This window comes from Priestia koreensis, assembly GCF_022646885.1.
GTDB lineage: Bacteria > Bacillota > Bacilli > Bacillales > Bacillaceae_H > Bacillus_AG > Bacillus_AG koreensis_A.
This window is the reverse complement of record NZ_CP061868.1, coordinates 2,885,241-2,900,241: the sequence shown is the minus strand read 5'-3', so window position 1 is coordinate 2,900,241 and position 15,001 is coordinate 2,885,241. Positions and strand designations below refer to the sequence as shown.

Here is a 15,001-nt window from a genome sequence, read left to right as displayed (position 1 = left end):
CGCAGTCAATTGATTTAGCTTTTCCATTTGCCACTATTGTAGTAGCCATCGCGATGTCCAACATAGGATTCAATATTGCTTTTAGCATCTTCATCGTACTATTCCAACCCTGATCCACACATTAATTTGCGAAATGTTGGCGGTATCCTTAACATAAAACGGATTCTATTAAGAATTTTTACTTTGCTTTTAAATCAAACTTATCTTCTTTACCGTCCCATTTTATTGTCACATGATAAGGGACTTTGCTACTCTGAGTAGAGCATCCACTACAGTTGCTATTTAAATTGATTTTTCCTTCCGACGCATTATCTGTACCTTTTAATTTTTCTGTTTCTCCTTCAAAGATAAAAGAAACTTTTCCTAATTTTTCTTTATCTTTTCCTTTATAGATGATATTGCCTTGCCCATTCTGAGTATTTTCTCCTTTAGTTAAAAGGTATAAAGCTTTCCAGTGTTCTCCTTCACCTTCAAAGCGAATACTTTCATCCTTACTACTACAACTCGACAACGCTAATAAAAGAGTAGCTATAAATCCTAAAAACAAAAAATACTTTTTCAACGTCAAATCCCCCTACAAAATGTCTACTTGTATGTTAACATATTTAAGTTTTATTAAGGGAAAAATGTATATATTTTACATAATTAGTTACCAGGGTATCTAATTATCACCATCGTTTCAAAAGAAACAAATAAACTGGTAAGTCTTACAACAGAGAAACTAGATGGTAACGATCTACCAAGAGATGTAAAGAAAATTAATGCTTGTGCTTGTTTTCTTAACTTTGCTAATGAAGCAGCCATTTAGGTTCTAAAACTCTAAGGTAGGTTAGATATATTACAATTATTTCTCAAATGTAGCCCAGCAATAAAATGTAAAATACAATTCGAACTTTCTCAGCGTTTTGAGGTTACCGGCATTAGGCACATCCAAATCATCTTTTAATATAGGTTCATAAAAAAATATTTCTTATATTATTCAGTTACTTCCTTTCAGCTGTCACGAATTGTTTAAAAGGATAATATTCTTTCTTGTTGAAGTAAAAAGGAGAAAGAGAGGGGATAATTATTGTTTTCAAAAGAAGAAATCTTCAAGGATATTCAAAAAGTTTTACAGAATGATTACGCGGGTTATTTAGAAAAAAAACTTTCTAATCATCCTGAATTCTATACCATCTCTAATGATATGAGTGAACGTACCTTTGAAGAAACCATTCAAGATTATTTACTTGATTTTCATGATGGTCATTTATGGTTTTATTCCAAAAAATCAGAAATTCCATATGTGGGTTTTTCAGTAAGGCGATATAAAGATACGTTATATGTGACAGAATCACCTCAAGAAAATCGGATAATTGCCGGGGATAAAATTGTCGAAATAGATTATGAAGACGTTGGGGAATTAGCACTTAAATACCGTAAAAGGTTAGAGGAAGAATTACCTGAACGTCAACGGTGGAATAGTGTTATTCGCAGATCCAAAGTTGTGTGTGTGGAGAGAAATGGTGAGCGATTTGAGATTCCTCTTGCCCATTATGAGGCAAAAGCATATAAGCCCTGTCATACTTTCAAACAGATAAATAATGAGACAGTCTATATCAAAATAACAGATTTTGCAGAGGAAGAGCCCGTCCAAAGACTAATAAAAGATAATCGGGACGTTTTAGAGCAAACAAAAAATTTGATTATAGATGTACGTGTCAACCATGGAGGTAATGATTCATTTTATTTTCCTTTACTGAATTATATTTTTGATTGCAAAATTAATTTTTCAGATTTATTTGATAAAGATGAAGTTATGTACACAAATTACACAGAACGTAATTGTCGTTTATGGACACAGGAGTTGGAGAATTACCTGAAGCAGGAACTTAATAAAGATACAATTGAAATGTTAAATAAAGAAATTTCTCTATTTAAGAAAAATCAAGATAAAGGATTGTTAGAAGTTCCAGAAGATGAAGATTTTGTAATTAACGGATATAAAAATCCTACTAGTGTTTATGTATTATCTGATTATTATTGTGGCAGTTCAGGTGATACTTTTGTTGCCAATGTGAAAAAGTCTCCAAAGGTAACAGTCGTAGGACGTGCTACGATGGGAATTATGGATTACTTCAATGTTGTTACAATTGATTATGGTGACTATGAATTTGGGTACGGCATTTCAAAAATGAATGGAAACTATTCAATGAATGGTAAAGGTGTGGAACCGCACATTTATATTCCGTGGACACCTGAACATATAAACGAGGATAAAGATTTAGCTTATGTATTAGAAATGATAAAAATACGTAACTAAATACAATGGAGGAATTGAGTATAACGATGTATACATAGGTAATTATCGTATGGTTTTTGATTTGTAAGGCGAAATGGAAGATGATTGTTTCGTGGTAAATAGTTGGGGCGATTAATTGGGAGATTATGTCAATTAAAGCCCTAATCATGCTAGTACTATGCAGAATGACGGTTTTTTGTTTGGCCGATCTAAAGTTTAGATTCCAGAAGAGTTTAAAGAAGTATACGAGCAATGGGAAAATAAAGAGGCTACAGCTGTTCAATCAATAGCTTGATTAAACAGAAAGAAAACCACTTTTTGTAAGTTGGTGAAGAAGTGCGAACTTAGTAAAGTGGAGGGAGATACGAATGAAATATAAAGTTGAAATTTATGAGGATGAAGATCTAGGTGATTTGATGATTGATGTGCCAAAAGAAATTGGTTTTGTTGTCGATCTGGTATTATCCGATATTCAAGAAGATGGATCGGGAACCTGGCTTGATGCAGTCGATAAGGTGCTATCTAAGCAATCAACATATGAAGAAGTCTCAGGAAACGCTTGTGTGATGGAAGTAAAAGAAGATGTAACAAAAGTTGTATTTAAGTTTGCAGAGGAAGGAGAACTATACTATTCTCTCATTGAAACAGAGGAATTAAAAAAGATTTTCATGCACTGGGATGAGGCAATTGAAAAGAAGTATGGAGGAAGTAACTGATATTGTTAAGCTGGAACAAGTTTAACGTACAGGTGATGGTTTAGAGTAATACTTGAGGATGTTCGTATAGTCGTATGCGAACATCCTTTTTTTGAAAGAATGATTTGAAATGGTTATGGTGCAAAACGTTACTTAATACAGTTTAACTCAAAGAGATTTTCACTTGTAAGTAGCAATCTATTTTCTCTTCAGAACGCTTTGAATCTTCGAGCGTAGTGATTTGTTTAGTGGAAAAGAGCGTTTTGACTTAATTCCTCCTTTTATTCACCTACAAGTCCAGCATCCTTTAAAGGCCAGATGGATAATGTGGCTTTTCCTATTATCTTACTTTGAGAGATCGGTCCAATTGATCGACTATCTTCGCTAACGGGACGGTTATCACCTAATACGAATAAATCTCCCTTTGGCACTTTAATTTTAGGGCAATCTTCTGTAAACCTACGTCCTTTCCCATATTTCATTGCAAATGACTTTTTGCCTTCTTTCAGATAGGATTCTTTATACGACTCACCGTTTATGAACAAGACATCATTCTTGATTTCAACCGTTTCTCCTGGAAATCCTATCACTCTTTTTATATAATCTCTGCCATCTGGGGCATGAAAAACGACGATGTCAAATCTATTGGGTTTACCTATTTTCGAAAGAATTAATCTTTCGTTAGTATGTAAAGTGGGGTCCATCGATACTCCATTGACGATAGTGGGAGCAAACACATAGTTTCTAAGAATAAAAGCAACTATTACAGCTATACCGATACTTTTCACCCATTGCCATATTTCAGATTTCCTATTTGTTTTCATTAATAATAACTCCTTTAAAATTAAATTATTCGTAGAAAGTCCAAATCCATAATTAGTTACTATAGTAGAACTAAATTAGCTGAGAGCAGCATTTCGTCTATACCATTCCTCTAATGAGATCTCCCCGAAGGACTGCTCAAAATCTAGTCTTAAAGGAGTTATTAATTCAAGAGAATTTCCATCTGGGTCATTAAAATAAATAGCTGCGTGAGCTTGTGGATTATTATCAAGAACTAATGGTTGGTGTTCTTCGCTTAAGCCAAATGATGTACGAATCTGTATTCCTTTGTTATGCAACCAAGCTTTTGCGGATACCATATCTTCTAAATCGATTTGGAAAGCTACATGTCGTATTGAAGGGTGGTACGGAATCTCTACTTGTTTTGCTTCCCACAAACCGAGCCAACTTTTCCCTTTCTCAAGCCAGAAGAAAGCGGCTCTCTTACTTTGATAGGCAATTTCTAGATCTAAATTTTGATAAAACTTTATGGAGTTTTCAAGATTACTTACAGGTAAATGTGCCTCATAAAGACCTTTTATCATTTTTTCGTTCCACCTCGTTATCATATTTCTAAACTTCTACTCAAAAAAAGAATATATTTCCATTTTATATCATTTTACTAGGATTCATCAATTCTATCTTGAAATAAAAACGTTTGGGTGAAATCCCATACCTATCTTAAACCATAGTCATTTCTTTCCTGCTAGGCATTGAACCTCCATAAGTCGACGGAACAATAGCATTCATAATTAGTATACAAGAACAATTTAATGCAAATGCTTCAAAGAATATGGAGTTTCTCATAAAAAGTTTTCCCCCCACATGAATGCAACTCGATATAAACATTAGTAAGTACAAATTCCTTCCTAATCAAGAGTGAAGTTAAATGACTTTATTGCTATATTTTTTTTACTGTTGTTGCTATAAATCCCACTATATGTTACGTTAAAGATAACTTATTTTTGTTCGGTATATTGGGAAAAGAAAAAAACTGAATTTAGAAGTTTTGATCTTGAAATAGTATGTTTGAACAAGATTAGTAATGCATATGTGGAGTATTCCACGGTGGGAGGAAATAGTTATGACACAAGGTACAGTAAAATGGTTTAATGCAGAAAAAGGATTCGGTTTTATCGAAGTTGAAGGCGGAGACGATGTATTCGTTCATTTCAGTGCTATTCAAGGTGACGGTTATAAATCATTAGACGAAGGTCAAAAAGTGACGTTTGATGTTGAGCAAGGTCAACGCGGAGCACAAGCTGCTAACGTTCAAAAAGCATAAATAAACAAAGACTCCTGTAAAGGGGTCTTTTTTAGTCTGCTCACGTGATGAACAAGGCAGGGGCATATGCGGTAATTGATACAGAAAAACATACGTTACGTGTCTATAAGTCGTTGAAGGACCTTTCAAAGAAGCAACAAGAAGAAATAAAACACGGTGAAATTACAAAATATTAATAAGTCAAATATAAAGATAAAGCGCACCCTTGTGATCACTGGGTGCGCTTTTTTATGGTGGTGTTATAAAAATAAAGGGGAGGAAGGGATAGAACAAACACTATGGGGAGATCTAGCCGAAATGCTGGATCTTTTTTATGTGAAACAATAGGTCTGAAGACGCAATTCAAAAATATTTCGTCAATTTAATTGACAATGATTATCACTATCAAATAGAATGAAAATAGTTAAATGATAATGATTATCAATTTCAAAATAAAGATAAAGGAGAATAAAACATGATTACACAAGAAGTAAAAACGAATGAACAATTATTGCATCAACAAATGGAGCGAGAATCCAATGCACGTTCGTATCCGCGCCGACTTCCCATTGCGATTAAAGAGGCTAAAGGGATTTACATAAAAGATATGGATGACCGTACATATATTGATTGTTTAGCAGGGGCAGGTACACTGGCACTTGGACACAATCACGAGGTCATTCACGAGGCAATTCAAGATGTATTAAAGCATAATATTCCGTTACATACATTAGACTTAACCACACCGCTCAAAGAGGCGTTCGTTGACGAGTTGTTTTCGATTTTACCCCCATCATTTGCTAAGCGGGCAAAAGTGCAGTTTTGTGGTCCAACAGGTGGAGATGCAATTGAAGCAGCGTTAAAGCTAGTAAAAACAGCAACCGGTAATCGACCAATTTTATCCTTTCACGGAGGTTATCACGGATCGACGCACGGAACGCTTAGCATTAGTGGAACGACAGCTCCGAAGCAACGAATTCACGGACTTTTAGCAGATACTCATTTTCTTCCGTATCCTTATGCCTACCGTTGTCCGTTTGGTATCGGAGAAAAAGGTCATGAGATTAGTAGTCAGTATATTGAAAATATTTTAGATGATCCTGAAAGCGGGATTGTAAAGCCAGCTGCCATCATCTTAGAAGTAGTCCAAGGAGAGGGAGGTTCAATTCCAGCGCCGATTGAATGGCTAAAAGAAATGAGACGCATCACGAAAGAGCGAGAGATTCCGCTCATCATTGATGAGGTGCAAACAGGAATAGGTCGAACAGGAAGAATGCTTGCATTTGAACATGCAGAAATTGAGCCTGATGTTTTAGTTCTCTCAAAAGCTATTGGCGGGAGTCTTCCTCTATCCGTTGTCGTATATGACCGAAAACTGGATCAATGGGAACCAGGAGCCCACATTGGAACGTTCCGTGGAAATCAGCTTGCGATGGCCACAGGAAAGGCAACGCTTCAATATATAAAGCAGCACGGACTTGTTGAAAAGGCCGAATTCCTTGGGAAATATGCTATGACCGGTTTACGTGCTATTCAAGAAGAGAGCGAGACAATTGGTGAGGTAAGAGGCCGGGGCTTAATGATTGGGATTGAAATTGTGGATAAAACCAAATCACCAAATGGGATCGGCAGCTATCCTGCGTATCCAGAAATGGCTAAGCGTATTCAGCAGGAATGCTTGAAGCAAGGACTTATTTTAGAAGTTGGGGGACGATTTGGTTCTGTCGTTCGTTTCTTGCCACCGCTTATTATCACGGAAGAACAACTTGATTCCGTATTAGTAAAATTCCGTGCAGCGGTTCATATCGCTGAAAAAGAGATGGGGGAAGGAGCATAACAGATGGGCACGACGTTTAAGAATTGGTTCATTAGAGCGGATGATGTATCAACATATGAAGAATACATGAAGAGAGCAGTTGAGGTTGTTCAAGAAACAATTTCTCAAGCCGATGGTCCTTATCATACCGTTCAATCGGAGAAACTTTTTCAATATATAAACGGAATGGTCGAGTTTCCCGAACATCCCATCAGCATGCATAGTGTGTTGGAAGAAGTGCAAGAAGTGGTGCTTAAGCATTCCCTGAATGTATCAGACCCAAGAGCAATGGCTCATTTGCACTGTCCACCCATATTACCAAGCTTAGCAGCCGAAGTATTCATCAGCGCCTTTAATCAGTCCATGGATTCATGGGATCAAAGTCCGTCTGCCACCTATGTAGAAGAAGGGATTATTGGATTTCTGAGGAGCCGAATTGGATACACAGAAAACGGAGATGGAACCTTTACAAGCGGTGGAACACAGTCCAACTATATGGCTCTCCTTCTTGCGAGAAACTGGGCATGTAAGAAGTATTTTTCGACCGATGTGTCAACAGAAGGCCTACCCTATGAAGCATCAAAACTTCGTATGATTTGCTCCAAAGATGCCCATTTTACGGTTCAGAAATCTGCCGCCCAGCTTGGACTAGGAACAAAAGCGGTTGTTCCGGTTGAGACGAATACGGAACATCAGCTAGATATGTATGAGCTAGGTCGGGTCTACGAGGAGTTAATTGAACAGGGATTGATTCCGTTTGCGCTCGTTGCCACCGCAGGAACGACGGACTTTGGCGCCATTGACCCTATTTCAGAGCTCGCAGAATTTTCGGATGATCATGAGTTATGGCTCCACGTAGATGCTGCCTATGGAGGTGCAATGCTTTTCTCACACGTACATTCCCATTTGCTAGAAGGATTAGAAAGAGCTGATTCAATTACGATTGATTTTCATAAGCAGTTTTACCAAACGATTAGCTGTGGTGCTCTATTTGTTCAAAATAAACGCGTGTTTGAGTCCATTCAATATCACGCCGATTATTTGAACCGAAAAGAAGACCGGGAGAACGGTATGATCAATCTCGTAGATAAAAGTATTCAAACGACACGGCGTTTTGACGCGTTAAAGCTTTACATGACGTTTAAAATGATGGGCTTAGAAGCGTTTGGCGATATGCTCGATTATACAATCAATCTTGCTGTTAAAACGGCGAACTTAATCGAAAAGGAGGCTCAGCTATTGCTCGTAAATCGACCCACACTAAATGCCATCGTATTCCGCTACGAAGCTGATGAATTATCAGCGGAACAAGGAGACGTTATTAATGAGCTGCTGCAGGAACAACTCTATCACGGCGGAGAGCTAATTTTGGCAAAAACGAAGTATAACGGAAAAACGCATTTGAAAATGACGATGCTAAATCCCCTTATTACGATTGAACAAATGAGAGTTCATATTCAACACATCATACGAGCAGGAAGTGAAATAAAGAAAGGAATGAAAGAACTTGAATATTCAGCGAGCAGCTAATCATGTTACTATTCAAAATCTTATTAATTGTTATATACGTGAAACAGGAAAGGGGCAATTTATCCATCGAGAAGTATTGCCAATTGAACAACAGTCGCATATTAAGACGGCGTTACTTTATAAAGTCACATTAGCAAATACTATTCTGATGTTCCCTGTCACGTACCGTTCTATGACAGGCCGACACTTATTTGGACCATCCTGCTTTTATCAGTGCGAAAATCATTTTTATCCGCTTGATTATTTAACACTTCTCTCTCTCTTAAAAGAAGAGTTGCAAGACAGAGGGATGGATGAGCTATATTTACGTGTCATATTAAGCTATCAAAATATTTATACGTTTTTAACGAAGCGCTCTAGCCATCTGGAGATTTACTACAAGCGAAACAAAACCTTTATTGAGGCAGAGCAGTCTCTTCTAATTGGCCATCAAATGCATCCAACGCCTAAAAGTCGACAGGGAATTAGCCTAGAAGAAGAAGAGGTGTTTGCACCTGAGTTACAAGGTCGTTTTGCCCTGCACTACTTTTATATCCATCAGCAGTATATAGAAGAACGATCAGCCTATTCACAATCTGCTGTTCAGTTAATTAAAAAAGAGGTGAGGTTTGATCCAGAGGTATCAGAATCATTTAAAGAAGCATACTGCCAGGAAGATGACTATGCGCTCATCCCTATGCATCCTCTACAGGCAAGACATTTACTAGGGCAGAAGGAGGTAACAGACCTCATCCATTCGGGTGTTCTTACATATCTAGGTGAAGTTGGAACGCGCTATGCTGCAACGTCTTCTGTGCGCACCGTCTATCGTGAAGATGCAAAGTATATGTACAAGTTTTCAATACCCGTAAAAATTACGAACTCGGTGAGAGTAAATAAGCGGAAAGAATTAGAAAGGGGCGTAGAGGTGAGTCAGCTTCTACAGAGCGAGTTAGGCGACGACTTGAAGCGTATGTATCCAAGTTTTTCGGTTATTAACGATCCGGCATACATCAACATCCCGCTTGGAAACGGTGAATCAGGATTTGAGGTCATGATTCGAGAAAATCCATTTCGAAACGGGTACGAACACGATGTATTTCTAATCGCTGGTTTATGTCAGGATCATATCGAAGGTAAAAAGGCGACGCTTACAAAAATCATCGAGCATATCGCTTCCCAAGAATGCATTTCTGTCCAAAAAGCGAGTAAAAAGTGGTTTGTTGCTTACCTGCAGCATTTCCTCTATCCGCTCGTTTGGCTGTACACGAAATATGGAATTGCTCTAGAAGCTCATCAGCAAAACAGCGTAGTAAAGCTGAATGATCAAGGATATCCGCGTTTCGTTTATTACCGTGATAATCAAGGCTATTACTTTATGGAGTCAAAAGCAGAGTCTCTTCAAGGGCTACTACCTTCTCTTAATAAGCATAGTGACACGATTTGTCAGGATGATGTGGCGAAAGAGCGTTTTATTTACTACGTTTTCTTTAATCACTTATATGGGCTTATTAATGCTTTTGGTACACAGGGGTTGTGCGGAGAGGAAGAACTGTTGACGATTTTAAAGCAAGATTGTCAAACACTTATGCTGTGGGAAGATCATACCGAATTAATGAAAACGATTCTAACTTCGTCTTCTCTAGCTTGCAAAGCAAACTTATTAACACGTGTGCATGACATGGATGAACTTGTCGGAGATATGGCGACGCAATCTGTCTATGTGAAAACGAATAATCCAATTGGAGAAGGTGAGCGTAAGCATGCAACAACATCTTGAGACAACTAGCTTTTTTCGAACGATTGGTGATGCGTTTGTTTCCTTTCGATCTGTAGCGTTCCACGATGATGCACAAACGCTACATCGCTGGATGAACGAAGCGCATGTTTATCCCTTTTGGCATTTAAATGTACCGCTTGAATCGTATGAACAGCACTTGCAACGTATGCTAAGTGATTCGCACCAACAGCTTTGGATTGGTAGCGTCGATTCAAATGAAATAAGCTATTTTGAATCGTACTGGGTAAAAGGAGACGTGGTGGAGAATGTTTATGAAGCTCATCCTTATGATCAAGGTGTTCATCTTCTGATTGGTCCTCCTGATGCGTTAGGGAGAGGACACATTTATCCGCTTCTCTTCACCATGCTGAAACAACAGTTTAGGGTAGTTGAAACAGAAAAAATCATTGCGGAACCAGATATTCGCAACGAGAAAATGATTCATGTATTTGAAAAGTGCGGATTTCAACCTGTAAAAGAGGTAGAACTTCCTGATAAAAAGGCGCTGTTAATGTTTTGTAGGCGCGATACGTTTGAAAGAAGGTGGAACGAATGGAACAGCATGAATGTTTAGACGTCATTGGGATTGGAATTGGTCCATTTAATTTAGGAATGGCGGCTTTATTAGAAAAAACGGACGTTCAGGCACTCTTTTTTGAGCGTAAGGAACAGTTTGATTGGCATCCAGGTATGATGCTTGACGGAACGACATTACAAGTTCCATTCATGGCGGATCTCGTCACGATGGTCGATCCTAAAAGTCCCTATAGCTTTCTGAACTATCTGCACGAGCACAATAGGCTCTATTCCTTTTATTTTCTAGAATCATTTCATATTCCTAGAGCAGAGTATAACCATTATTGCCAGTGGGTGAGTAAACAGCTACGAAACCTTGTTTTCCAAACAGAAGTGGAGCAAATTGACAAAATTGACAATGAAAAACGTTCCTATTATGCAGTAAAAGTAAAGGAAAAGCAGCAGCGCCGAACCTATTATGCCAAGCAACTCATTGTAGGAACAGGAACAAAACCTTATGTACCAGAAGCTGTTCGCTCATGTTTAGATGACAAGGTTTATCATTCCTCTCGCTATAAAATGATGCGAGAGGAAACGAAAAAGGCGAGGAGTATTACGGTTATTGGATCAGGACAAAGTGCAGCCGAAATCTTTTATGACTTACTTGATGATCAAGAGAACCATTCCTATGAGCTGTCGTGGTATACGCGGTCAACTGGATTTTACCCAATGGAATATTCAAAGCTGGGGCTAGAGCATTTTTCACCAGACTATACGCGTTATTTTTATCAATTACCTGAACAACAGAAGGCAAAAACGTTAAAGAACCAAGCCTTACTCTATAAAGGAATTAGCTTTGATACGATTGCGGCCATTTATGACAAATTGTATGAACGAACGATAGGAGGGGCAACAGCACCCGTTCATATGCAGGCATTAACAGAAGTTCAGGAGATTGAGAGAACAAGAGAAGGTGTCGCCATTACGTTACATCAGCAGGAACAGGGACATACGGTAACAGCTGAAAGCGATGTGGTGATCTTTGCAACAGGGTATCATCCATATGTGCCAGCTTGCCTAGATGGGTTACTCCTCGATTTAGAGTGGACTGCAGGCGGACAGCTCGCAATCACCGAGGATTATCGTATAAAAGGTAGCGGAGATCATGCCATTTTCGTTCAAAATGGTGAACTTCATACACATGGTGTCGGAGCACCTGATTTAGGATTAGGCGCATTCCGAAATGCGGTCATCATTAATCAATTAGCAGGGAAAGACGTATATCGTGTGGATCATCAAACGGTGTTTCAGAAATTCGGAACGAATCTACCTGTTTTATGCAAATAAAGGGATTCGTTTATAGTGCGATCTTTTTAAGCCTACTATCTGAGATGCTTTTGTCTCCTTACTACCCACAATTTTTTACTGGCTATTTCGGTGTGGATGGAGTTGAGAAGACCGCCGTCTTTATTGCAGTATGTAGGCTGATTGTGATGTTGATTACGCCAGTGTGGGGAGCATTATTGAAGAAGCGCTATCTAAAAGGAATAATCGCCACTGCGCTTTTGATGACGGCTATTTTGAAATGGGGATTAGGAGGAGCTTCTACGTACCAAGAGTTTGCTGGAATCTCGTTTCTTCTTTTACTTTTTCAAAGTGCCATCTACTTGCTATATCCCTATCTTGTTTCGTGCTTACAGCATGATCAAGAGAAAACGGTCGCGAGTTCTAGCTATCTATTTATTTTTCACGGGGCACTAATTTTCGCGAGTATAGCAGGTGGCAGCATCATTTCCTTTCACAATCCTTTGCTTATATATCGTATCTTCGGCCTTGCTGATCTCGTTCTCCTCATCTGGTTTTTAACTATTAGAATGGCAGAGCCGCAAACTACGAGGAACAAAGCAGTACGTAGGTTTATGCCGAAAAAGAACATCCTAACTTTTTTATGTCTCATGATTTTCTTTTACGGCGGCCATCATTTTATTCGCCCGTATTTCACTTTTTACACGGAACATAATCTAACTAATGATACACAGTGGACGGCTATTTTGTACGCCATTCCAAGCATGGTTGCAATTTTATTAACAATTATCATACCAAAAGACTGGCTAAGAAGGCACGCATGGGTTTTGCTCATTATCGCCACAGCGTGTGGGGGCGTTCTCCTCATTATTCAATCATTGACGGCTTCGCTCTTCCTGTTTTTCGTCTGCCGATTCATATACGGTGTGTGTCTCTACATTGGATTCATTGGCGTCGACATATGGATATTTAAGCTAGCAGATCAAAGTCATTTACCATTTTATTATAGTCTGCTAACAGTGGTACAAAATATAACGCTTCTCGTTAGCCCTATTAGTGCAGGGAAATTAGTAGCGCTAGCAGGGGAAGGTGCCCCCTTTGGAGTAGCTGGTTGTCTTCTTGTTATGACGGCAATAGGGATGTTCTTACCAATACTTAATCAATTAGAAGGAGGAAAACAGCATGAAAATGTTTACAAATAAAGCGTGGAATGACGTTAATCAGCGTCTAACCGAAAAGATGCTTCAAGAATTTATGTATGAAGATATGATTCGAGCAACGGAACTAGAAAAGGAAGGAGAGGTGTATACCTTTTTCTGGGATGATGAAAATGGGCGAACGTATCAGTTCAAAGGAAAAAAGCGTTTATTTGATCGGTATACCATTTTACCGGGCACGATTAAACTCACAGGCGAAAAGGTCAATAATTCACTCGCCATTACTTTGCTAAGCAGTGTACATCAATCTCTAGGCATGAACCCAACAACAACGGGTCACCTCATAAAGGAATACTTACATACGCTCACAGCTGATATGCATCTTGCAGCGAATCAAAAGAGTAATGATGAATTACTTCATATGAGTTATGAAGAACTAGAAGGGGAAATGACGGGTCATCCTTGGATTACTTACAATAAAGGGCGAATTGGCTTTAGTTACGAAGATTATATTAAATACGCGCCTGAGCAAAAAAACGAAGTAAAGCTTCACTGGATTGCGGTTCATAAAGATATTGCCTCTTTTCATGCTGTTCCACCTTTGAATCATGAAACAGTGGTGAAGGGAGAGCTTGGGATCAATCGGTATGAACAGTTTCAGCAGTTATTAAAAGAGCGGAGCCTGATCAGCGCTGAGTATTACTTGATGCCTGTTCACGAATGGCAGTGGAAATCGATGATTGTGCCGCTTTATATTGAAGCCGTTGCGAACGATCAAATTGTCATGCTTGGAGAGGGAGAAGACTACTACCTTCCGCAGCAGTCCATCCGTACGTTTGTGAATACGAGTCATAAGGAGAAGTATCATGTCAAAGTTCCAATGAGTATTTTAAATACGCTTGTTTACAGAGGTCTTCCGAGTGAGCGAACGATAATCGCTCCAGAAGTTACCCAGTTTATTAAAGGAATTTGGGAGCAGGATGCGTTTCTTAGAGAAGAATGTAGAGTGGGGCTGCTTGGGGAAGTGGCTACGCTGAACGTTGATCAGCCTGCATTTACACATATACGAAACGTCCCTTATCAATACTTAGAAATGCTTGGCGTCGTATTTCGAGAAAGTATTTATACACAGCTAGAAAAAGGAGAAAAGGCGATTACCCTCGCCGCTCTTTTACATCGTGACGTACATAACGAACCATTCGTTTTGCGTCTAATTGAGCGCTCAGGTCTAACAACAGAGGAATGGATTGGCGCGTTACACCATGCTGTACTGCCGCCGCTTCTTCATTTCTTATATCAATACGGAACCGTTTTTTCGCCACATGGTCAAAATACCGTGCTCGTCCTAAAAGATCATAAACCAGTAAGAATTATTATGAAAGACTTTGTGGATGATGTAAATGTGAGTGATCAGCTCCTTCCTGAGCTAGAACGTCTGCCGCAAAAACTCAAACACGTATTGCGAAGTGAGGCACCAGAAGGGCTAACGCAATTTATTTTAACAGGCCTCTTTATTTGCCATTATTGCTATTTAGCAAGCATGTTAGCTGAAGAAGGTTTTAGTGAACAAAGTTTCTGGGCGAAAGCAAGACAGGAAATTCTAACGTATCAAAACCGCTTTCCTCATCTCGAAGAGCGATTTAAACTGTTTGATATGCTTCGTCCTACGTTTACAAAGCTGTGTTTAAATCGAAATCGAATGGTTGATTATGGCTATAACGATGATCACGATCGCCCTCATGCCAGTGAGTACGGCGTTGTTCAAAATGCATTAAGCGATGAAACATTGGTACAGTGCTGACCACAAAAGACACGGACTTTCCGTGTCTTTTTGCATGATCACTGCTTAGTTGAGA

13 protein-coding genes are annotated in these 15,001 nt (G+C 38.8%); 10 read left to right on the top strand and 3 right to left on the bottom strand.

Annotation, left to right across the window (positions count from 1 at the left end; genetic code table 11):
* Positions 1-178: 178 nt before the first annotated feature.
* Positions 179-562: a hypothetical protein gene (locus tag IE339_RS15280; protein WP_242168866.1), complete on the bottom strand. Its 384-nt coding sequence runs from the start codon at positions 560-562 to the stop codon at positions 179-181.
* 507 nt (positions 563-1,069) lie between these two features.
* Between IE339_RS15280 and IE339_RS15275 the strand changes: the two genes are divergently transcribed.
* Positions 1,070-2,302: a S41 family peptidase gene (locus IE339_RS15275; RefSeq protein ID WP_242168864.1), complete on the top strand. Its 1,233-nt coding sequence runs from the start codon at positions 1,070-1,072 to the stop codon at positions 2,300-2,302.
* Between the two features lie 347 nt (positions 2,303-2,649).
* Complete coding sequence (locus IE339_RS15270; protein ID WP_242168862.1) at positions 2,650-2,997, top strand: hypothetical protein; 348 nt, start codon at positions 2,650-2,652, stop codon at positions 2,995-2,997.
* Positions 2,998-3,257: 260 nt separating this feature from the next.
* Here the strand turns inward: IE339_RS15270 and lepB are convergent, their stop codons facing one another.
* Positions 3,258-3,800 (bottom strand): signal peptidase I, encoded by a 543-nt coding sequence (gene lepB / locus IE339_RS15265; RefSeq protein WP_242168860.1) that lies wholly within the window; start codon positions 3,798-3,800, stop codon positions 3,258-3,260.
* Between the two features lie 75 nt (positions 3,801-3,875).
* Complete coding sequence (locus tag IE339_RS15260; RefSeq protein ID WP_242168858.1) at positions 3,876-4,343, bottom strand: VOC family protein; 468 nt, start codon at positions 4,341-4,343, stop codon at positions 3,876-3,878.
* Between the two features lie 539 nt (positions 4,344-4,882).
* Here IE339_RS15260 and IE339_RS15255 point away from each other — a divergent pair.
* The 8 genes from IE339_RS15255 (at position 4,883) to IE339_RS15220 (ending at position 14,946) form a co-directional block, all read left to right on the top strand.
* Positions 4,883-5,083, top strand: coding sequence for a cold-shock protein (locus IE339_RS15255; protein WP_242168856.1), 201 nt, complete (start codon positions 4,883-4,885; stop codon positions 5,081-5,083).
* 454 nt (positions 5,084-5,537) lie between these two features.
* Positions 5,538-6,899, top strand: coding sequence for an aspartate aminotransferase family protein (locus IE339_RS15250; protein ID WP_242168854.1), 1,362 nt, complete (start codon positions 5,538-5,540; stop codon positions 6,897-6,899).
* A 3-nt stretch (positions 6,900-6,902) separates the two neighbouring features.
* Complete coding sequence (locus IE339_RS15245; protein WP_242168852.1) at positions 6,903-8,408, top strand: pyridoxal phosphate-dependent decarboxylase family protein; 1,506 nt, start codon at positions 6,903-6,905, stop codon at positions 8,406-8,408.
* Entirely contained in the window at positions 8,386-10,167 is a 1,782-nt protein-coding gene (locus tag IE339_RS15240) for an IucA/IucC family protein (RefSeq protein WP_242168850.1), read from the top strand. Before IE339_RS15245 ends, IE339_RS15240 begins: the two co-directional genes overlap by 23 nt.
* Positions 10,151-10,741: a GNAT family N-acetyltransferase gene (locus tag IE339_RS15235; RefSeq protein WP_242168848.1), complete on the top strand. Its 591-nt coding sequence runs from the start codon at positions 10,151-10,153 to the stop codon at positions 10,739-10,741. The genes IE339_RS15240 and IE339_RS15235 overlap by 17 nt, the downstream gene beginning before the upstream one ends.
* Positions 10,720-12,030 carry a lysine N(6)-hydroxylase/L-ornithine N(5)-oxygenase family protein gene (locus IE339_RS15230; RefSeq protein ID WP_242168846.1) on the top strand — a complete coding sequence of 437 codons (1,311 nt, stop codon included), beginning with the start codon at positions 10,720-10,722 and terminating at the stop codon, positions 12,028-12,030. The genes IE339_RS15235 and IE339_RS15230 overlap by 22 nt, the downstream gene beginning before the upstream one ends.
* Positions 12,021-13,190: an MFS transporter gene (locus IE339_RS15225; RefSeq protein ID WP_242168844.1), complete on the top strand. Its 1,170-nt coding sequence runs from the start codon at positions 12,021-12,023 to the stop codon at positions 13,188-13,190. The genes IE339_RS15230 and IE339_RS15225 overlap by 10 nt, the downstream gene beginning before the upstream one ends.
* The gene (locus IE339_RS15220) at positions 13,171-14,946 is read left to right on the top strand and encodes an IucA/IucC family protein (RefSeq protein ID WP_242168842.1); all 1,776 of its coding nucleotides are present in this window, start codon (positions 13,171-13,173) and stop codon (positions 14,944-14,946) included. The genes IE339_RS15225 and IE339_RS15220 overlap by 20 nt, the downstream gene beginning before the upstream one ends.
* The last annotated feature ends 55 nt before the right edge of the window (positions 14,947-15,001 follow it).

Excerpts from the sequence above, each read along its gene's own strand:
- IE339_RS15245 (WP_242168852.1), top strand. The coding sequence starts at position 6,903 with ATGGGCACGACGTTTAAGAATTGGTTCATTAGAGCGGATGATGTATCA.
- IE339_RS15255 (WP_242168856.1), top strand. The coding sequence starts at position 4,883 with ATGACACAAGGTACAGTAAAATGGTTTAATGCAGAAAAAGGATTCGGT.
- IE339_RS15250 (WP_242168854.1), top strand. The coding sequence starts at position 5,538 with ATGATTACACAAGAAGTAAAAACGAATGAACAATTATTGCATCAACAA.
- lepB (WP_242168860.1), bottom strand. The coding sequence starts at position 3,800 with ATGAAAACAAATAGGAAATCTGAAATATGGCAATGGGTGAAAAGTATC.
- IE339_RS15225 (WP_242168844.1), top strand. The coding sequence starts at position 12,021 with ATGCAAATAAAGGGATTCGTTTATAGTGCGATCTTTTTAAGCCTACTA.
- IE339_RS15260 (WP_242168858.1), bottom strand. The coding sequence starts at position 4,343 with ATGATAAAAGGTCTTTATGAGGCACATTTACCTGTAAGTAATCTTGAA.
- IE339_RS15230 (WP_242168846.1), top strand. The coding sequence starts at position 10,720 with ATGGAACAGCATGAATGTTTAGACGTCATTGGGATTGGAATTGGTCCA.
- IE339_RS15235 (WP_242168848.1), top strand. The coding sequence starts at position 10,151 with ATGCAACAACATCTTGAGACAACTAGCTTTTTTCGAACGATTGGTGAT.
- IE339_RS15220 (WP_242168842.1), top strand. The coding sequence starts at position 13,171 with ATGAAAATGTTTACAAATAAAGCGTGGAATGACGTTAATCAGCGTCTA.
- IE339_RS15270 (WP_242168862.1), top strand. The coding sequence starts at position 2,650 with ATGAAATATAAAGTTGAAATTTATGAGGATGAAGATCTAGGTGATTTG.